The organism is Pseudomonas purpurea, assembly GCF_039908635.1.
Taxonomy (GTDB): Bacteria; Pseudomonadota; Gammaproteobacteria; order Pseudomonadales; family Pseudomonadaceae; genus Aquipseudomonas; species Aquipseudomonas purpurea.
Genome location: NZ_CP150918.1, coordinates 3,417,317 through 3,436,274, shown reverse-complemented (window position 1 = coordinate 3,436,274; position 18,958 = coordinate 3,417,317). Strand labels below are relative to the sequence as shown.

18 protein-coding genes and 2 pseudogenes are annotated in these 18,958 nt (G+C 53.6%); 5 read left to right on the top strand and 15 right to left on the bottom strand.

Annotated features, from left to right (window positions below; genetic code table 11):
• Positions 1-94 precede the first annotated feature (94 nt).
• Genes AABM54_RS15535 through AABM54_RS15520 form a run of 4 tightly spaced genes read right to left on the bottom strand, consistent with a single transcriptional unit; the run spans position 95 to position 3,590 of the window.
• The gene (locus tag AABM54_RS15535; RefSeq protein WP_347900865.1) at positions 95-1,324 is read right to left on the bottom strand and encodes an MFS transporter; all 1,230 of its coding nucleotides are present in this window, start codon (positions 1,322-1,324) and stop codon (positions 95-97) included.
• Complete coding sequence (locus tag AABM54_RS15530) at positions 1,321-2,142, bottom strand: hypothetical protein (protein ID WP_347900864.1); 822 nt, start codon at positions 2,140-2,142, stop codon at positions 1,321-1,323. Before AABM54_RS15530 ends, AABM54_RS15535 begins: the two co-directional genes overlap by 4 nt.
• Before the next feature lie 3 nt (positions 2,143-2,145).
• The gene (locus AABM54_RS15525) at positions 2,146-2,865 is read right to left on the bottom strand and encodes a class I SAM-dependent methyltransferase (RefSeq protein ID WP_347900863.1); all 720 of its coding nucleotides are present in this window, start codon (positions 2,863-2,865) and stop codon (positions 2,146-2,148) included.
• A 20-nt stretch (positions 2,866-2,885) separates the two neighbouring features.
• Positions 2,886-3,590 (bottom strand): alpha/beta fold hydrolase, encoded by a 705-nt coding sequence (locus AABM54_RS15520; RefSeq protein WP_347900862.1) that lies wholly within the window; start codon positions 3,588-3,590, stop codon positions 2,886-2,888.
• Positions 3,591-3,854: 264 nt separating this feature from the next.
• Between AABM54_RS15520 and AABM54_RS15515 the strand changes: the two genes are divergently transcribed.
• Positions 3,855-4,580: a polyphenol oxidase family protein gene (locus tag AABM54_RS15515; protein ID WP_347900861.1), complete on the top strand. Its 726-nt coding sequence runs from the start codon at positions 3,855-3,857 to the stop codon at positions 4,578-4,580.
• Between the two features lie 238 nt (positions 4,581-4,818).
• On the opposite strand, the pseudogene AABM54_RS15510 reads toward AABM54_RS15515, so the two are convergent.
• The 3 genes and pseudogenes from AABM54_RS15510 to AABM54_RS15500 form a co-directional block, all read right to left on the bottom strand.
• Positions 4,819-6,559: pseudogene (locus tag AABM54_RS15510) on the bottom strand (dipeptidase).
• Positions 6,560-6,898: 339 nt separating this feature from the next.
• Entirely contained in the window at positions 6,899-8,077 is a 1,179-nt protein-coding gene (locus tag AABM54_RS15505) for a PLP-dependent aspartate aminotransferase family protein (protein WP_347900860.1), read from the bottom strand.
• A pseudogene (locus AABM54_RS15500) lies at positions 8,074-9,451 on the bottom strand (pyridoxal-phosphate dependent enzyme). The gene AABM54_RS15505 and the pseudogene AABM54_RS15500 overlap by 4 nt, the downstream one beginning before the upstream one ends.
• 793 nt (positions 9,452-10,244) lie before the next feature.
• Here AABM54_RS15500 and AABM54_RS15495 point away from each other — a divergent pair.
• Positions 10,245-10,748 carry a hypothetical protein gene (locus tag AABM54_RS15495; protein ID WP_347900859.1) on the top strand — a complete coding sequence of 168 codons (504 nt, stop codon included), beginning with the start codon at positions 10,245-10,247 and terminating at the stop codon, positions 10,746-10,748.
• Between the two features lie 159 nt (positions 10,749-10,907).
• On the opposite strand, the gene AABM54_RS15490 is transcribed toward AABM54_RS15495, so the two are convergent.
• The gene (locus tag AABM54_RS15490; RefSeq protein WP_347900858.1) at positions 10,908-12,161 is read right to left on the bottom strand and encodes a TerD family protein; all 1,254 of its coding nucleotides are present in this window, start codon (positions 12,159-12,161) and stop codon (positions 10,908-10,910) included.
• Between AABM54_RS15490 and AABM54_RS15485 the strand changes: the two genes are divergently transcribed.
• Positions 12,161-12,574, top strand: a complete 414-nt coding sequence (locus AABM54_RS15485; protein WP_347900856.1) for a DUF5713 family protein — start codon at positions 12,161-12,163, stop codon at positions 12,572-12,574. The genes AABM54_RS15490 and AABM54_RS15485 overlap by 1 nt on opposite strands.
• Here AABM54_RS15485 and AABM54_RS15480 read toward each other — a convergent pair.
• Together AABM54_RS15480 and AABM54_RS15475 are read right to left on the bottom strand one after the other, a co-directional pair.
• On the bottom strand, positions 12,528-12,956 hold the full coding sequence (locus AABM54_RS15480; protein ID WP_347900855.1) for a hypothetical protein: 429 nt from the start codon (positions 12,954-12,956) through the stop codon (positions 12,528-12,530). The genes AABM54_RS15485 and AABM54_RS15480 overlap by 47 nt on opposite strands.
• Positions 12,957-13,300: 344 nt before the next feature.
• The gene (locus tag AABM54_RS15475) at positions 13,301-14,929 is read right to left on the bottom strand and encodes a methyl-accepting chemotaxis protein (RefSeq protein WP_347900854.1); all 1,629 of its coding nucleotides are present in this window, start codon (positions 14,927-14,929) and stop codon (positions 13,301-13,303) included.
• Between the two features lie 308 nt (positions 14,930-15,237).
• Here AABM54_RS15475 and AABM54_RS15470 point away from each other — a divergent pair, with 308 nt between their 5' ends.
• Positions 15,238-15,609, top strand: a complete 372-nt coding sequence (locus tag AABM54_RS15470; protein ID WP_347900853.1) for a hypothetical protein — start codon at positions 15,238-15,240, stop codon at positions 15,607-15,609.
• 3 nt (positions 15,610-15,612) lie between these two features.
• Positions 15,613-15,795 (top strand): DUF1289 domain-containing protein, encoded by a 183-nt coding sequence (locus AABM54_RS15465; RefSeq protein ID WP_347900852.1) that lies wholly within the window; start codon positions 15,613-15,615, stop codon positions 15,793-15,795.
• 36 nt (positions 15,796-15,831) lie between these two features.
• Here AABM54_RS15465 and AABM54_RS15460 read toward each other — a convergent pair whose 3' ends face one another.
• The 5 genes from AABM54_RS15460 to AABM54_RS15440 all read right to left on the bottom strand — a co-directional run bounded on the left by AABM54_RS15460 (position 15,832) and on the right by AABM54_RS15440 (position 18,924).
• A complete protein-coding gene (locus tag AABM54_RS15460) occupies positions 15,832-16,074 on the bottom strand; it encodes a hypothetical protein (RefSeq protein WP_347900851.1) in 243 nt (80 codons plus the stop codon).
• 441 nt (positions 16,075-16,515) lie between these two features.
• The gene (locus AABM54_RS15455; RefSeq protein WP_347900850.1) at positions 16,516-17,112 is read right to left on the bottom strand and encodes a hypothetical protein; all 597 of its coding nucleotides are present in this window, start codon (positions 17,110-17,112) and stop codon (positions 16,516-16,518) included.
• A gap of 14 nt (positions 17,113-17,126) precedes the next feature.
• The gene (locus AABM54_RS15450; RefSeq protein ID WP_347900849.1) at positions 17,127-17,657 is read right to left on the bottom strand and encodes an Imm15 family immunity protein; all 531 of its coding nucleotides are present in this window, start codon (positions 17,655-17,657) and stop codon (positions 17,127-17,129) included.
• Positions 17,632-18,384, bottom strand: a complete 753-nt coding sequence (locus tag AABM54_RS15445) for a hypothetical protein (protein WP_347900848.1) — start codon at positions 18,382-18,384, stop codon at positions 17,632-17,634. The genes AABM54_RS15450 and AABM54_RS15445 overlap by 26 nt, the downstream gene beginning before the upstream one ends.
• Before the next feature lie 138 nt (positions 18,385-18,522).
• Positions 18,523-18,924: a hypothetical protein gene (locus AABM54_RS15440; protein ID WP_347900847.1), complete on the bottom strand. Its 402-nt coding sequence runs from the start codon at positions 18,922-18,924 to the stop codon at positions 18,523-18,525.
• Positions 18,925-18,958 lie beyond the last annotated feature (34 nt).

The following is an 18,958-nucleotide window of genomic DNA, read 5'->3' as shown; positions in this document are numbered from 1 at the left end:
ATTCACTACGGCGAACTCATTAAATGCTTACCAAGCGTGCATGAGCCTCCCTGTGGCAGGGAATGCGAGTTCAAAGTTTTCGTTCTATCGAATGTCAGGCGCTGTATTCAGTTCTCAGGGCATTTTTGAACCTTTTTGTACAGCCTATTGCCAATAGAACCGTTGCCACAGCGATGGCTTGGTATTCAAAGATGTTTCGTAGTTCTTCATGTGTGGTGAATCGAGTGCTTAACATAAAGACCAGTACACCAAAGCAACCGGTGATAGTGTTGAAAGTGGCGTAAGATCTACCGTGAAGTTCGGAGGCGGTAATTCTTTGCGCACGACTAAGGCTGACAATAGAGGTTTGACACCCAAGTCCAATACCGATGTATGAGCAAAAGGCTATAAGAAACGCATCGGATCGAGCAAAGCTGAACAGCGACAAGGCCAGGATTGCCAGCCCAAGCAGGGTGATTCGCAATGCTCCCAATCGTCGAGTGAGTCGTACGATAATTAACCCCCCCGCGATGGCGCCAATAGAGTAAGCAGCGTCAATTTTCCCATACGCTTCAGCGTTGAGATTGAGTGGGCCTTTAACAAATGGCGCCAGCAATGCATTTGACATGTACAAGATATTTATATTCAACAATATTAAAAGGTAGTAACCGATAAGGTTCGGTTGCCCGGTAATGTACTGAAAGCCATCACGTATCGATCTCAGGTGATAGGTTATCGAACTCAGCACGTCTATCTTGGTTTTTGTTATAGGGCGTGGCGTATGCAGGGCGCTTGCCAGATAGGCAACGCAGATACTCGATATTAAGAAAGCGCTGCTGGCGATATAAATCGTAAGCGCCGCACCCAAATATACAAAAAATATGCCGGAGCAGGTTGCACCCGCCACGACGCCTGCCTGGCCACTGGTGACGGAGAGCGCATTGAGCTTGAAGTTGTTCTCTTGGCTGGTGTGTTTAGCCAAAATAACGCGCCAGGACATCAACTGTATCTCTGCGCAGATTGACATCAGGAAACTGACTGAATAAGCAAGCAACGGGGTGGCGTGATTTGTGATAAATAATGAAGCGTATACAAAAAGTATTAGAAAACGCGTGATTTCGGAAGAAAGTACAAGTTTTATCGCTGGAAATTTATCCGCGATGCTGCCGATTATCATTGAAAGAAATATACTGGGAATCACCGCAATCAAAAGGCTTATTGCTGCGCCAGCGGCATTTCCTGTCAGATGAATGACGATCCAGGTATTAATAAAAAAGAACAGGCCAGTGCCGGTTCTTGAAAAAAATATAGCGGTAGCGTACAACGGGGCTGAAATTTGCTTCATTGTTCAGTCTCGACTTTTATCGCTAAACCAGGCGCGGTGGAGGTCAGGTATCGGTAGCCTAACTCTACGGCTTCGACATTAAGTTCAGTTGAGTGAAATTTGTCCAAGTAATCACTTGACTCAAATAGATGTCTTGCCTGTTGGGGGCGATCAATCAAGAACTCCAGTTCATCTATATTTGATGACCAGTGAGCGCCATTGAAGAACTCAAATCCTTGAAAGCGTGTTTTATACAGAAAGTTTCGACCGTAACATGTGCCCATGTAGAGGTGAGTGTAGTGGCGTGCCTGGAAGTAGTTGATGGTCGTAGTCATCATGAAAGTGCCCAGAGATTTTTTGGGCAGGGTGATATCATAAAAAGCAAAATTATAATGTGCTATTTGATTGGCGACATTCATGGTAACCAGGCCAACCGTTTCCTTGCTGATCGCGAAATGCATGACATGTGTGGCATTGTCCGGACTCAGGATTCGAGTAAATCGCGGCTCATCAACCACACCTGCACCAAATCTTAATTCTGCACATTGCAGACACATCGCTTTGATAGGGTCAGTCATGGCGAAGTCGGAGATTGCAACCAGTGTCACCTCTACATCCTCGCAGAGTTTGAGCGTTTGCCGGTTTCGGTAGCTATTTTCAAACCTGTCGAGCGCTATCCTTGTGCTTCGGGTCAAGCAGAATCTGGGTTTGCGTGAAGGTAAGAAACCACGCTCGTAGAGCTCAACGACTTCCGCCGCAGATTCCGGGACGGCCCAAACGGCGTAAGGGAACGTGTAGTTTTTATAGTCTGGGTTTGACTCTGAAAAAATGAACTTCATGAGTTATTTAACTCCAGTCAGAATCATTCTTTCGCCATCAATTCTGTAGGGCTGCCCCTGGATGTTATACCCTTCGATATTTTGGAATCCTGCATGCCTCATCCAGCCCTTGATCTCCGTGAAGGGTAATAAACGGATGCTATAAGGGGCTTCTGTTATTGTTCCATCCTTGACGAAACGGCGCCGGATCTGAAGCCGACCATTTTCAGCATCATAGTTGAAGTGGTCGATCATGAAGTTCTCGTCTTTCTCTTGAACACTTGAAGCTGGAAGATATTTCAGGCAGCGTTCTCGATTGATGTGGTCAATCAAGAAACGCCCGCCTTTTTTTAACGAGGCGTGAATTTCTCTTAATTGCGAGTTGCAGGCCTCGTCGTCCGTATAGCCAAAGGAGGTATACCAACTCAGTGCACAGTCAAACTCATCCGTCCAGACCGTCTCCAGAAAGTTCTTGTTTTCATAGCAGACATCAAGGTCTTCGGCGCACGCATTTTTTGCAGCTAAATCCAATGCGCTCTGACTCCAGTCAATGCCGGTCACGCGGTAGCCTCGGCGCGCTAGTTCATTGGCTATCCGGCCATGACCGCAACCAATATCAAGTATATGATCACCCTTCTTGAGTCGGCAAAGCTGCTCAATCAGATCGCATTCTTTTTTGGTTCTTTCATGCGTCAGATAGCTTTCCGAGAAGTATAGATAGAGGTCATCAAATGTATTTTTCATTGCCGAGCCTTATAATAAATTTACGCCAGCCATCTTAGAATGCTATTTAATGTCAGGTGTCTGCTCTGCGGGTGTTTGCTGAAATGAGTGCCCAAATCGTGACCTGCATGACGGATGCAATGGTGTTCAGCATTAAGACAGTTTCTTGCTCGTTCAATAAGTTTGCAGGGGATTTCAGCAGGAATGACGGTGTCTTTTTCGGCGGAAATAATGAGCAGTTTGCCTTTGAAATTCTCAATAATGGAAAAACATGTACTGTCTTCCCAACTTCGGTGGCGGCGAATACACGAAGTAAAGGATGGGCCGAATTTTACTTTTTCGGCCTTTTCTGAGTAAACCGCGGGTATCGCCAGTCCCAATCGGGTCGCTGAAGCCTGGGCGGCAATATGCAGCGCGTTGTGCGCTCCCATGCTGAAACCGATGATGTTGAGATCTGTATGCAGGTTAAACTTATGGACGACGGCTAATGCTTGTTCTGTTCTTCTCTCCAGGCTGGAATTTTGCAGTTTCCCCCCCGTATCGCCATGCCCAAGAAAATCAAATGTAATCGAATCATAATTATGGCTGCGCAAATAGGTTTGAAGATTGTAAAAACCTTTGCTACTTGATGTGCCGGCGCCGTGCATAATCAAGACTGTTTTTTTTGGGTTTTTGCACCCCCAGCGCTGGCCACGCAAATCTACATTCCCACAACGTAGTTTGAAGTTTTCTATTTGTTGTGCCATAGGACCTCTGTCAATGTCTCCAGGATTTTCAGGGCGCGCTTTTTGTAGGGGAGTTTTTATAGATGCTGATCAGCCAGGCTGCACCTACAAGATTTGGTAGTTGAGTCTGGCATGGCTTATGCAGGGATCGTCACAATGGACGATGAATGTTTACCCGCATTATTTTTTGCACTTGATGGCGGCTGTCTACAGTACATTCACTGTTGATTCCGTGTTGTCGTGCCGCTATAACCTATCTGTAAGATTCTAAAACGTGAGGTGCGAATGGCCTTTTTCGCCGATAACCTGAACGCTCTACCGGTCGCTCATTCATTCGGCGGAGTGAGGGACACTCGTCAACCTGCGGGCCTTTTTCATTGTGCTCAGAAACATGGTGCCACTGTCATTGAGGTAGATGATGAGCAGGCGACAGGAGTTATTGCCGGGGATGCGATGTTCACTCGCACAGCGCGGCCTATTGGCATCGTGACCGCAGATTGCTTGCCTATTCTCATAGGCTCTAAAACGGATGCGTTCGTTGCCGCCATACATGGTGGTTGGCAGGGCTTGGCGGCAGGGGTGATCGAAAATTCCTTCAGTGCTTTCCGTCTCGCTGGTGTGTCTTTAGACAACTTGCAGATTGCGATTGGCCCCGCCATACAATCATGCTGCTATGAAGTAGGCAGGGCCCTTGTTGATCAAATAGAGCAGGTACATGGGCATTTATGGCGTGGCAGACAGGCACCTTGGTCAAGTGCACGCGAACGGTCGGAATTGGCTGGAAACTTGCGTCGAGCTCCAGCCAGTCATGACGAGGCCTGGTTTGATCTCACGCTTTATTGTCTTTACTTACTAGAAGCCTCCGGTTTGGATCGTACGCAAATTCAAACAGCAGGAATATGCACTTATTGCTCTGGTCAGGACTGGGGGAGTTACAGGCGTCGAACCCACAGAGCGGAAGAGAAAACCTATCAGTACTCATGGATCTGCCGAAAGGTTTTTGACGTTTAAAGTGCTCATGGAGTTCGCACGTCATGTGAGTTTTAGTGAAGTGTCATGTAAGGTTTTTAGATGTAACCTTGCGCTGCCGCATAAGTTATTGTTTGGACTCTGTTGCGGGTACTTATTTGGTTTGTATGTTTTTTAGAGTTCACCAATGATGTTTTGCCAGCGTTGGACAGGCTCTCTGTCGTTGAGGTTGACGACCAAAGAGCCGGACCCGCTAGAATAGCGGGTCCGAAAGGGTGGATCAGAGCTTCGGCAACTGCCCGATGCGTCCCAGCATTTCGGTCACAATCTGCAGGTCCAGCAGGAATTGCTCGACAGTCTTGAACTCGTTGTCGGTGTGTCCGGTGTACTTGACCTCGGGCCTGGCCAGGCCGAACTGCACGCCATTGGGTAATTCATGGACCGAGGTGGCGCCGGCGGAGGTGCCGAACGTGTGTTCCATGCCGAGGTTTTCACTGGCCACGGCCAGCAGGGGCCTTGACCCATTCGCCCTCAGGGTTGCGGTACATCGGTTCGGCGATCGAGCAGTCGAAGGTCGGCGCGATGTGGGTCTTCTTGCTCCAGGCGCCAAGCTTGTCGGCGATTTCGGTCTTGAGCGCTTCCGGGGACTTGCCGACCGGCACGCGTAGATTGACCGCGAGCTTGAAGGCTTTGTCATCCATCCCGACATAGGTCAGGGAAGTCGTCAGCGGCCCCATGAAGGTATCGGAAAAGCCGACCCCCAACTTGCCCCCAAGGTAGTCCAGCCCCCAGTTGTCGGCGGCGTAGCGGGCGGCGTCGGTGATGTGGTTGTGCTTGAGCGCGACGGTTCCATCGAGGCTGTTGATGAGGTCGAGCATCCTTGCTACCGGGTTAACGCCTGACTCGGGTTCGGAGGAGTGGGCGGAAACGCCAGTGACCGTCAGTTTGACGTCCTTGCCAGCAACCTTGGCGGTCACGTCGAAGTTACCGCCATTGCGTTCGGCGTAATCCGTACCGGCCTTCTGCAGGCTGGTGGCCAATTCGGCGGGCTTGTCAGTCACCAGGGTGGCGACCGAAGTCGACGGAATCTGGTTGGTTGCCAGGCCGCCCGTCATCGAGATGATTTCGGCGCCTTTACCCTCTGCGTTACGCGGGGCAAAGGTCGCCATGACGGTGCCGTAGCCTTTCTCGGCAATCACCACCGGGTAGCCGCCATCCAGCGCCAGGTTGTAGTTGGGTGTCGGGTTGCGTTCGAAGTAATAGGGAATGGCGTCGCCGGTGGTTTCCTCGGTGGTGTCTACCAGCAGTTTGAAATTCCTGGCCAGCGGCAGCTTCTCGTCCTTGATGATTTTCATGGCGTAGAGCGTCACCACGATGCCGTTCTTGTCATCTTCGGTGCCCCTGCCATACATGCGGTCGCCGACCAGCGTGACCTTGAACGGATCGAGGCGGGTACCGTCCTTCAGGACCCAGTTCTCGGGAGTCACGGGCACCACATCGGCATGAGCGTGAATGCCCACGACTTCGTCGCCACCTCCTTCGAGAGAGATTTCATAGACGCGGTTATCAATGTTGCGAAAGTTCAGATTGAAGGCTTGGGCCAGGCTTTTGATCTTATCGGCGATCTTGATGAACTCGGGGTTATCGTGCTGAGCGACACCGTCCACGCGGAAGGTCGGGATCGCCACCAGTTCACGCAGCGTCTCGGTGGCAGCGTTGCCGTATTTCAGCCGTGCATAAATGCCAAGCAGGCGATGGATGTCGTTCTGCTGTTCAGGGGTAAGGGTCTTGTTGCCCAGGAAGGCACTGATTGCCGGGCCGAGGCCGTCAGTTTTCGCAAGGTCGCTCTTGGCCAGGCTCCCCAGGAATTGCCTGAAGTCCATGACGGATGCGTCACTGAACGTCTTGAGGATGGTCGCGCTCTGTTGTGGGGTGATGTTGGCGTGCGCTAGCGTGGTGAACGACGAAAGGCTGGCCAACATCAGGGTTGTCGCGGCCAGGTGCTTGAGTGAGAAGTCCATTGCTGGGGGCATTCCTTTGCAGGTAGTGAGTAAGAAGCGTCGGATAGATGAAACAAAACGTTTCCAAGCTAACACCGCGAGGGAGCGATAGGGGAGCCCCTGAAGTGGGATCTGTCGCACAGAAATGCAAAAGCGACGCACAAACGAAAAAGCCCCGGGAAGGTCCCAGGGCTTTGCGAACCGTCGTTCTCTGGCGGAGCAGAGGGCTCACATGATGAGGTGGTGCGGTGTGCCGGGCAATGAAACGGTCAACTGGAGCAATCCGCCGCTCTTCGAAGGTGTTCGTGTCTGGGGTCAGGCGAGTTGAAACCCTGACCATTCACAGAATCGAATCATTGCTCATATCCGCGCCAGCGCCTGGGCCAGGTCGGCGCGCAGGTCCTCGACATCCTCGACACCCACTGACAAACGCACCAACGCATCGCCGATACCGAGCTGTGCCCGGGTTTCTGCGGGGATACTGGCGTGCGTCATGATCGCCGGGTGCTCGATCAGGCTTTCCACTCCACCCAGGCTCTCGGCCAAGGCGAAAATCCGCACACTCTCCAGAAAACGCCTGGCGCCGGCCAGGTCGCTGTTCAGGTCGAGGGAAATCATCCCGCCGAATCCACGCATCTGTCGCCGCGCCAACTCGTGCTGCGGGTGCGACGGCAGGCCGGGATAATAGACGCGCGTCACTTGCGGCTGACGCTCCAGCCATTGCGCCAGCTCCAGCGCGTTGCTGCAGTGGCGTTCCATGCGCAGCGCCAGGGTTTTTACTCCACGCAGGGTCAGGAACGCGTCAAACGGGCCGGCGATAGCGCCCACCGAGTTCTGCAAAAATCCCAGGCGCTGGCCCAGATCGACGTTCGCCCCGACTACTGCGATGCCACCGATCACGTCGGAGTGGCCGTTCAGATATTTGGTCGTCGAGTGCAGCGCGATATCGAAGCCAAGCTCCAGGGGGCGTTGTATCCACGGGCTGGCAAAGGTGTTGTCGGCCACACAGATGATGCCTCGCTCGCGGCAGATGCGCGCGACGGCGGCGAGGTCAGTGAGGCGCAGCAAGGGATTACTCGGTGTCTCGACCCAGACCATGCGGGTGTCGTCTTGCAGCGCCGCTTCGAATGCCGCCAGGTCGGTCAGGTCGACGAAGCTGAAGCGATGCCCGGCGCTGCGTTGGCGCACTTTGTCGAACAGGCGGAACGTACCGCCATACAAGTCATTGCCGGAGACGATGTGCGAGCCAGCATCGAGCAGTTCGAGCACGGTGGAGATCGCCGCCAGCCCGGAGGCGAAGGCGAAAGCCTGCGTGCCACTCTCGAGGTCCGCGACGCAACGCTCGAGCGCAAAGCGTGTCGGGTTGTGCGAGCGCCCGTAGTCGAGGCCCTTGTGCACGCCGGGGCTCTGTTGCAAGTAGGTGGAGTTGGCGTAGATCGGCGGCATCAACGCCCCGGTGGACGGGTCCGGCACCTGCCCGGCGTGAATCACGCGGGTGGCAAAGGCGCGTGGCGCGGCGGTTTCATCGTGCTGACTCATGCAAGGGATCTCCGTAAGTGATTGAGCATGTCGACGCGGGTAATCAGGCCGTGGAAGCCCGAGGCATCGGCGATGATCGCCACTAATCCACGGTCGAGTTTTGCTTCCAGTTCAGCCAGGCTGGCGCCGGGCGGCAGGGTTTCCACCTTGTCGGTCATCGCGCTGGCTACAGTCGTACTGAAGCGCGAAGTGTCCTCATGCACGCCAAACAGAATGTCGGATTCGTCGATCACTCCGACCAGCCGCTCGCCGGCCACCAGCACCGGCAGTTGCGACACATCCGCCAGGCGCATGCGCTGGAAGGCGGTAAGCAACGTGTCGTCGGGGCCGACGCTGATCACCCGGCCATCCTCGAAACGCCGTGCGATCACGTCGCGCAGATCGCCATAGCGTTTGCGCTGCAGCAGGCCTTGATCGTTCATCCATTGGTCGTTGTAAACCTTCGACAGGTAGCGGGTGCCCGTGTCGCAGACGAAGCTGACCACTCGTTTCGGCTCGGTTTGCTCCCGACAGTAACGCAAGGCCGCCGCCAGCAATGTGCCGGTCGAAGAGCCGCCGAGAATGCCTTCGGCACGCAGCAGTTGGCGGGCATGATCAAAGCTTTCCTCATCGCTGATCGAGTAGGCCCGGCGCACGCTGGAAAGGTCGGCAATAGACGGAATGAAGTCTTCGCCGATACCCTCCACCGCCCAGGAGCCAGGCGTGACAAGGGCACCGCTGCGGCTGTATTCGGCCATCACTGAACCGACCGGATCGGCCAGCACCATGGCCAGGTTCGGCTGCACACGGCGAAAGAAACGGGTCAGCCCGGTCAACGTGCCGGCGGAACCCACGCCGACGACGATGGCGTCCAGATCATGCTCGGTTTGCGCCCAGATCTCCGGCGCAGTGCTGCACTCGTGGGCCAGCGGGTTGGCCGGGTTGTTGAACTGATCGGCGAAGAAGGCGTCGGGAATCTCCTGCGCGAGCCGTGCGGCCACGTCCTGGTAATATTCAGGATGGCCCTTGCCGACGTCGGAGCGAGTGATGTGCACCTCGGCGCCCATTGCCTTGAGGTGCAGGACCTTCTCGGTGGACATCTTGTCAGGCACCACCAACACCACCCGGTATCCCTTGGCGCGGCCGACCAGGGCCAAGCCGAGTCCGGTATTGCCGGCAGTGGCTTCGACGATGGTGCCGCCGGGTTTCAGGCGACCATCGCGCTCGGCGGCGTCGATCATCGCCAGGGCCGATACGATCCTTGATCGAACCGCCGGGGTTTTGCGATTCGAGTTTGAGGAACAGCGTGCACAGGCCGGTATCGAATCGGCTGACGCGCACCAGTGGCGTGTTGCCGATCAGTCCGAGCACGGCAGGGCGGGGGTCGTTCGGCATGTCTTAACCTCTCTGCTGGAATCCGTACCTGCGGTGAGCCATCGCAAACCATACGCAGGCAATGTCAGGCTTGGAACATAGGCCGGGATTGCTCTGTCTGCAACCTCCCGCAGCCAGCCGATAGCGTCGTTGTCACGATAAAACCTGTCGACTGAATGCAAGAGCTCAGGCAGTCATTCGTTGAATGATGCTTGTGGCGGCGGACTCAATGTTCTTCCTTGAAACTGATTTCACAATGACTGTTCTTGGAAGGTACCAAAACTCGTCATGGTCCACTTCGTACTCCAACTCTTGAACAAACCTGGCAGCATCGTAAAAGTTCAGCGCAATGTGTTTGCCTTCGAAGTGAACTTCAACACCTTCCAGGTAGCCTTTTTTTCAGACTCAAACGCTGCAAGCTCATCGTACCCGTCGGGGTATACGATTTTTATTTCGCTCATGTTAATCACCTCAAGTCGTACTCATGCTATTTGACGCGCCTTTGTATGTCTCATCCGCCATTGGAGCGGCAGGTAACCGGTATCTGTCAGATTTTGAGGGAGGTTAGCGCCCGCGATGCTTTTTCCGTATTTGCTTATACGTACTCTTCCATGGGGACGGTCCTGTCCGGTCGAGCCATTGCCAACGGGTGGCCCGGCGAAGATGAATGGTTCTATCACTACGACAGTGCAGGCCTCCTTACCGAGATAACGTCAGGCAGTACATCCCTTTGGAGGAGGAAGTAAGCGACTCCGCCGCGGCGCGAGCGATAGAATTGCCAAATCGCGTCATGGTACGTTTGAAGGATCAAGTGATGAATGTGCGAATCACCGCAACTGCATTTTTTGCGGTCAGTTTATTGTCAGCGACCAACCCGTGCCTGGCTGCCCCCTGGATACCACCCACCCACTACAAAAAATCCGTGGAGGTTTATTTTGGTGGCATGCGCGGTGAATACACCGGGAGTTCCTCTCTCACGGGGGAGCAGGTTTTCGATGCTCTGAGTGTTCCTGATACCCCACAAAAAACGACAGTTTCTGACCAGACAATCTTGTTTGCAGGTTGTCGCTATCATTCGTGTACGGAAAAGGCGGCCATCATCATAGGCCCACAAGACAACGTATTAAGTGCAGCACTGATCAGCAATAAGTGCCGCACGCTCCAGCGTCCTCGCAAACACACCACATGCGATGAAACACCCACCCTGACCCTTTTTGAGAAGCCTGGTGATACAGCTCATGCGTATCGAGAAATACTCAAGGACTGGGGCGATACAAAGGTTGCGGATATACCTGTCGAGTATCAGGTCGTGAAGTAACACCAGGCCGGTGCTCTGGCTTTCTGAGCGGGCATTGATCGCCCGGTTTGGGTCGATAGCAAATGGCTGCGAATGGCTGACATCGACCGCAGCGTCTGCGCCACGTCCTTCAGGCACGTGGCGTCGACCCTGCAAGTGGCGCGTGTCAGCTACACCGACTCAGACGTACTGCTTCTTGCCGCTGTTATCGATGGGGTGACCTTTAAACACATGGGGGCCATCCATTGTGAGTTGGAGTTTTTCACCCTTACGAGTAAGCCATGGCGTCGCTTCGCTGCCCGTCTTGGATGTTGCGCCGGACGGGCTCAACTCAATGTGATCCAGGTCGATTTCGATCAGGCCGATCACGTAGGTGTAGATCGCACTGCTGAAGAACCCGCTCTTGAATTCAAAAGCGCACTCAACTACCTGATCACCGTATTCCATTCGCATCTTCGGTTTCAGGGAGGCCACCGAGACGGCGCCATTGCCAACCGCTGAGTAAACACTGCAGACCAGCGCAACTTTGCCACCCATACGTTGGGAGATGGCCGGGTTGATCTCCACTGTTTCTATGCCCGGCGCGGAAGTACTGGCACTGACCACGTCGCCCGTATGGAAGACGAAGGGATCAGCATCAAATGCACCACGTTTGTCGGGTGCCTGGATGATGGACATCCGGCCATCAGGCCGAAGGATGCCGATCCGCAGGTCGAGGTCGTCATTGTCCTGTCCATCGCCATTATCAATCCAGGTTGCACTGACCCGGATCATCTTCGGAGCGGACGGGCCCTTCTCCAGGGACACCTTGTGGCTGCTGCCTGGTTTGTCCAGGGTAATAACGGACTTGGCGATATTGACCGGTTTCGGAGCTGGCGTCGGCGCAACAGGCGGGGCCGATGGCGGTTCGTCCTCCACCTCGATCCCGTACAGACCGCACAGGGCCGCAAGCCCCGAGGCGAACCCCTGCCAGACAGACCGCGCTTTCAGTTGCCCGTTTCGAACGTACAACTCGAGCACGATGATGCCCGTTTCCTGAGAGAAGGGCTCAGGTGTCAGCTCCAGCACCTGGTCACCGGTCATGACCTGGGCACATAGATTCCGGACTGCGGCGAAGCCTGCGGCGCTGCCGTCTTGAGTCAGGGTAATTGCGATCTTTGTGATACTGGCCGGGAGGCGAGACAGATCGAAGCTGATGCTGTGGCTAACGGAGCCACCTTGCGTGACGGGCGCGGTGAAAGTGGCGGCACCTGAAGCATGTTCCGGCGCGTTGAAGAAAACCATGCCGCTGTCATCCACTACCTTGCCGGTTTCGGTGACGAGAAATGCAGTGAGGTTAACGTCCAGGTTATCGCCGGCAGCATGGGTAACCACTACCTTCCCTTTGGGCATGCTGAGGGTTGTGTTCTCGCCGGGTTTGAGGGACTGATTCAATGGGAGCCGCCTATTCCATGGGGTGTATGACAGCACACTACGTGCGTACTGCGCCTTCGTTGAGTAGGTGCGAGCGCCCTCCAAAGGGAGCAATGCCTTTCAGGGCTGAGCCGCAGGACGGGAGTTTAACCGCTTGTCGCTCCTTGCGTATGTACGGCTCAAGCACTGTCAGAAGCGAGATTGAAACCGCTGCACGTGATTGCATCGGTACAGACGTTGAGGTGATTGCCAGCGCTTATGGTTTTGACGCCGGCATCGAAGATGCTGACCAGCAAGCACCCGCGGCGGGTGAGGCGGCGCAGGGCAACACCTGTAACGTTGCCCTGAAGCGAGGCGCTTGGCCCGCGATGGGGACGGGGCTGTATATCAGGCAGCTTGTGCCTGAAGCTGCAAATTCCCGTCCACGTCCTTGACCAGGCCACTGGCCAGGAACAGTGGTAGCAGGCGTTTGTGCAGTTCGGGGTCGACAAAGTCCTTGACGGTCGCCAGCGCCAGGTTGGCGTTAACGTCCAGATCTTCTTTGGTATAGGACAGCCAGGCCTTTTTCAGCATCAGCATGACATCGCTCCCCGCCGTGGAGGCGAAGCGGCGGTTGATCACTCGCCCGTCGATGTTGAAGGTGTGCTGGTGTTCATAGCCGGTCTCGTCACCGTTGCTACTGACACAGCGGCTGCAGGTGCATTTGCCATCGCCGAAGGCCACGCGCAAATAGTTGTTGAAGTCCACGACAGGCTTGAGCCCCAAGCGTTTGTCGACTTCGAACAGGTCCCCGGTCAGTTTTTCATCAGTACTCAACGTCCATTCCTCACAGTCACGCAGCTAGTTTTTACAGCGCGGCACAATACCAGCCGGATCGGCTCCGCGGGTATTTTTTGGGCGTGGGGCAGGGCATATCTGCTGATGCTTCACGCTCGCGCTTATTGATAAAGGCGAGGCTAACCTTAATGCCAGTCAGTTAAGTGAAATCTCTGTGGGAGCGAGCTTGCTCGCGAAAGCGGTGTGTCCGCAAACATTGATGTTGAATGTGCCGACGTCTTCGCGAGCAGGCTCGCTCCCACACGTTTCGTACTCTAACTGACAGGCATTAAGGCTAACCTCGCCTTTTTCTGTACAGGCAGTTGCAGGTCAGCGCAGACGCATCACACCTTGAATTGCATCACCAGCCCATTCAACTCCACCGCCAGCCGCGACAGGTCCTGACTCGCCGCATTGCTCTGATGGGCACCGGCTGAAGTCTGGGTCGACAGGTCACGGATGTTGATCAGGTTGCGGTCGACTTCGCGGGCGACCTGGGCTTGTTCTTCGCTGGCGCTGGCGATCACCAGATTGCGTTCGTTGATTGCGGTGATGGCCCGGGTGATCTGATCCAGGGCCTGACCCGAGGCGCGAGCGGCGTCGAGCGTCGCATGGGCGCGTTGGTTGCTGTTGCGCATGGCACTCACGGCGCCTTCGGTGCCGTGCTCGATGGTGCCGATCATCGTTTCAATTTCCTGGGTCGACTGCTGGGTGCGGTGGGCCAGGGCACGCACCTCATCAGCCACCACGGCAAACCCGCGCCCGGCATCGCCGGCACGGGCGGCTTCGATGGCGGCGTTGAGGGCCAGCAGGTTGGTCTGCTCGGCGATCGAACGGATCACTTCCAGTACCTGGCCGATATTGCGCACATCGCCAGCCAGGTGTTCGACCTGCTGACAGGTGTGGGTGACATCCTCGGCCAACAAACCAATGGAATCGACAGTGTGCTGCACCTGCTGCCGGCCGTGATGGGCGGTCTCGTCGGTCGCCCGCGAGGCTTCGCAGGTGCTGACGGCGTTACGCGCGACCTCTTCCACGGCAGCGGTCATCTGGTTGACCGCAGTGGCGGCCTGTTCCAGTTCGTTACTCTGCTGATGCAGGCTCTGGCTGGAGTGTTCGGTCACCGCGTGCAACTCCTCGGCGGACGAGGCGAGTTGATTGGAGGAATCGGCGATCTTTTGCAGGGTGCCGCGCAGGCTGGCCTGCATACGTTGCAGGGCGTGCAGCAGACGCGCCGGCTCGTCGTTGCCGGTTGCGACGATCTCATGGCACAGGTCGCCGCTGGCGATGGTTTCGGCCACCGTCACAGCCTGGCTCAGGGGGCGCACGATGCTGCGGGTCAGCAGCAAGGCCAGGCCGATGGTCAGCGCCACCACGATACCCAGGATCACCAGCACCAGGCTGACGGCGCTCTGGAAAACCTGATTACTTTGCGCGGCAGCGGCTTCACCGCCCTGGGTATTGGCGTCGATGATGATCAGCAGATCCTTGAGCATCGCATCGGCATTGGTCAGGAAGGGGCCCGCGTCGACAATGGCCACGGCCTCGTCCTTGCGTCCTTGACTCATCAAGTCGAGGACCTGCTGCTGATCCTTGAGATAGCGCACCTTGGCACCGACAAACCGCTCATAGGCCGCTTGTTCTTCTGGCAGGTTGATCAGCTTCTCGTAGACCTTTTGCTGGGTCTCCAGTCGTTCGTCGAGTTGGTTGATGCGTGCGAGCAAATCCTGGACATCGTTGCGGTTGCGCACCACCAGCAGGCGCAGGGTGAGGGTGCGGATTTGGGTGCTGGTGAGGGCAACGCCGTTAGCCGCGACAATCGAAGGCAGCCAGTTTTTGTCGACCTCCAGCGATTGCTCGTTCATACGACGCATTTCCACCAGGGAGAACCCGCCCAGGCCAATCGCCAGCAAGGCGATCAAGGCAAAGGCCAGGCCAGCACGTCGGGAAATGTTCATCGTTCTTAAAAGCATGACTGTGTTCCTTGTGGCAGCAAAAGGCACAACCTGTGAGGTGATTCGCAGGTTTGCATCAAAGCGGCACGCTGCTGGAGAGTTCCAGGGCGCCGTCAGGTATTTGCAGGCAAGGCTGGCGGGAGGCGCATCGATTCGGCGCCTTCTTTATAGAGGTTCCCGGCGTATGAAGGGCGGCACGGACCCAGGCCGGAAAGCGTCAGATGATATCATAGTGATGGCTCTTCGTGAGGCATAAGGCGCTGGGCAGACAGCCGCGTTGAGGTAAGGTAGGCAGCTTTTTCCGACGCTCATTCAAGGTTCAACTGATGCTTATCAACAAACGCGAACAGGCGAGCACCGAAAAACGCCTCGCGGCCACCCTGACCGAGGCCTGTGAGACGGCCAAGGTGGAAATTGTCGGCTTCTCCTGGTTGACCCACGAAGTGGATTACGCGACGTTCCCGTCCAGCCTGAGGGTGGTGTGGATCTTCGACACCGAGGCCAACAAGGACCAGGCGCTGGCTAGAGGGTTGGGGACACGCATGGTCGAGCTGACGGAGGTGGCGCTGAATGAAGCGGATGTGCACCTCGGTCCGGTCGCGGCCCACGTGCAGTTTGACAGTGAGGAGCTGTGCCGGCAGGCCAACGGTGGCGATTGGCAGCAACGATTGGCGCGCACGCGTTCGAAGCGGGGTTGAGCGATGGCCAAGGACATTGAGAACCCGTGCATTGCCGTGTGCCAACTGAGCGCAGATCTGTGCGTGAGTTGTGGGCGCACCAAGGACGACATCCGCAAGTGGAAGAAGATGAAGCGCCCGGAAAAGATGGCGGCAGTGCAGCGGGCGAGTGTGCGGATGAAAGGGTTACAGAAGAAAAAGGGGTGAGGGGAGGCGCGGCTCTTGTTGTTCGGCAGGCGAGATTCAAACCACCCAGTCGCTTTGTGCCAGATCATGCATCCGCTGCTTCAGCGTACTCAGGCTCGACACGATGGCTGAGCGGTATTGACGGATGCTGAGTTTCTCCAAGTAAAGCCTGCTCTCGTTCCATGGTTTCAAGACCAGAAAAGCATCCCCGGAAATATCAAGAAATGTTGCGCAGTCACCATCAAACGACTCCACGCAGAAAGGTAAGAGAGCGCTTGGGAAGTCACGTTCAATAATCAATGAAAAGGTAGTTTCCATACTGTTAAAGGTGCAACTCACTGGGGTGTAGCCGTCCAGTCGAATAATCAGGTCTTCAAAAGCGGCAACGAGACTTTTTGCCAGGACCGCCTGCTCAAAGTCGCCAATCGTGACCGTTTAAAACACAAAGCAACAGTGTGAGAACAGGTGCTTTTTATCGCTAGACTGAAATACGTCGATGTTAATAGTGGGGGTGGTCATTTTTCTGGTTTTCAAGTGAGGATTGTTTTTGTTGAGTTGGTTTTGTGTATGTGGTTCTTTGTTGTTTTATTATTCCGGTGTGTACGCTTGTCTGAAATATTTTTAAATGATGGTTTCGTTGTGCGGGTATGGGTTGCCTTGTAGCGAGCAAAAGCCTGACGTTGTATAAATTTTTGCTATTGATTATATTTTTCAGGGCAATAACTTCTGGTTTGGCTTCTACTAGCCGAGCTGAAGGAAAAATCTACCTTGTTCAGTTTCTGTTTTTCTTGAAAAATCCTCACTCAAAAAAAGATATCCCATTCCATCCGAAAGTATACCTTTGTTGCGGGGCAGGGCAATGTCCAGGTCACCACCATAAATAGAGATTCTTCTACGACCTATGTTTGACAGGACAGGCGCTTGTAACCAAGCATCTATCCCGTCTAATTTGGACGCCAGGTTTTCATCGTCATCTGAGTCGGGGTTTTTCGACAGCAGGACCTTTCCGTAGTCTGACATTTTATTAGGCGCTTCATTTCGCTCATTCTTTGCACGAAGATAACCTAATACAACAGCATCAGAGTCTCCATGGGCGGCGCGAAGTTTTCGGTAGTGGCCGACCTCTCCCGGCAGGTAAGGTATAAATACGGAAATCCAGTAATCATTATTCATCAGTGAGTTAGAAAACCAATCTCCAGGAAAGGAAATCAGGTGTGTAAGGGGTGTTCCGTCGACAGCGCACGGCCACGCCAGTTCAACGGGTAGATAAGCCCCGCCACCCACATATGCATCATTCAATGATGGCTGTTCGTGGACGAAAATAAGTTCATCATACATCTGTATTTCTCCACTTACTTGTTGAGCTCGGTCATCGACTTTTGGATAGCAAAAATCCTTACAAGATCTTCACCGCAGGCAGGGTCATGAAATCTACTTTCATAGAAGTTGAAGATGGTTTCCATCGTGCATCTGGAGAAGTGCCTCTTGACTTTTTCTAATTCTCGAGATGTATTCTTGCTGTGTTTGTTTTGTATTTCATCGAGGAAATTTTCTGTGGCTGAATTGGGGTAAATAAAGATGTTGGGTATGATGAGGCCGCTCTCATCTAAAAGCTCAAAATTTGTAAAGGTTATGGCGAAGAATGTTTTGTTTTTTTCTGTTGTCGTGGATAAGACCTTGATTGAGTTCAAAAGGAAAACAGAGAAGCTGATTAAAAAATCAGGAATGTTATCTTCGTTCATTTCCTGCTTTAAAAAATCTAATCGCCGGTATCTTGAGATGAGTGGTATTTCTTCAAAGCTTTCATAGTCTGAGAAAAACACATTCATGTCATTGTAGGGTTCTTGGCTGATTACTTTATTGTATAGGTCTGTCAGTCTCATGAAATTGCCTCATGGTGGGTTCCACCAGCAATGCGGACGCCGGGTTGTAGTTCATTAACTCTAAAAAAGACTCACGTTCAATGGCTTGGATCAACGTTAAAAACTGATCTTTTGGCAGCCTCTCTCTCCAGTTAAAGAGTTGGCGTAAAGACAGTGGGGAGTTGTACAGTCTGTCGAGCGTCTCGCCTATTGAGTCAGGAACATCAGTCATGATGCCCTTGATGTAGTTGTCCCAGGCCGAGGAGGCATGCTCCCACGAGTTGTAGATTTCCTCTCGGTCAAAAGGTTCTTCGGTGTATAAAGGTAACTCTGAGTGTTGAGCCTGGATGGCCGCTTCAATTAGCGAATCTGTGATTTCTATTTGAAAGTCGTCAACATTTAGCCAGTACAGTCTTGCAGATACGTTTTTTATACGCTCAACCAAACTGACGCTGTTTCTTGAAACTCGCTCATTGAGAATCGAATCAAGCTCGATAAGCTTCCCCAGGATGGCAGGGCCATTTCTCAAGGTCGAGATTTTTTCAAAAAGAATATCTTTGGATCTGTGTTTTCTTTCTGTTGAAAAGTTTGCATCGTAATAATAGTCAGTGCCTCCGGCCATTAAAGCCAAGGTTTCTTCTCTGGCGAACTCTTTTATGGTTCCAAGATTTTGAGAAAAACTCTTCCCAAGAAGCTTTTCGGAAAAGCAATCAGTGCTCACAATAAAGATGATGTGATCGAAATCCATTTGATTGATAACCTGTTGGGGTTGGCCTACTTACGTATACATTCTGCAACTGTATGGTCTTTCTTGTAGCTGTCCAAGTCAAATTTATTTATGTTGCCTGCCAGAACAAGGTGCTTGTTTTATGAGCGCCTCCTATAGTTAAGGTAAGTCAATATTGTTCCTGTGCAGTATCAAAGCTATTTCTCCTAGAAATTTAACTGGCCGCTCAGTCGGGGCTCCATACATATCTGCTATTCCGACCTCCACAGCACGATCAACAACATAAGAAAACTCCTCAGCCTCTTGAGGTGAGATCAATAGGGCAAGCTCTTGCGGCATATCATCACCGCGCCCATTCAGTGACAGCCCTGCACCTTTTCGTTCCCAGTCAACCAGGTTGTCTCTTTCTGGATAGTTATTAAGATGAGCTATCAATTCATCGACTGAGCGGTGCTGAATCGACTTTGCTTTGCAATAGGCCTGTAAGCACTTTGAGGCATATAGCTGTAAATCTCTTGAGGGAAGTACAGCGGTCTCCTTGAAAAAATCTGATATTCTCATTTTCCTTCGCTCGCCCCCACAAGATTCAAATTAA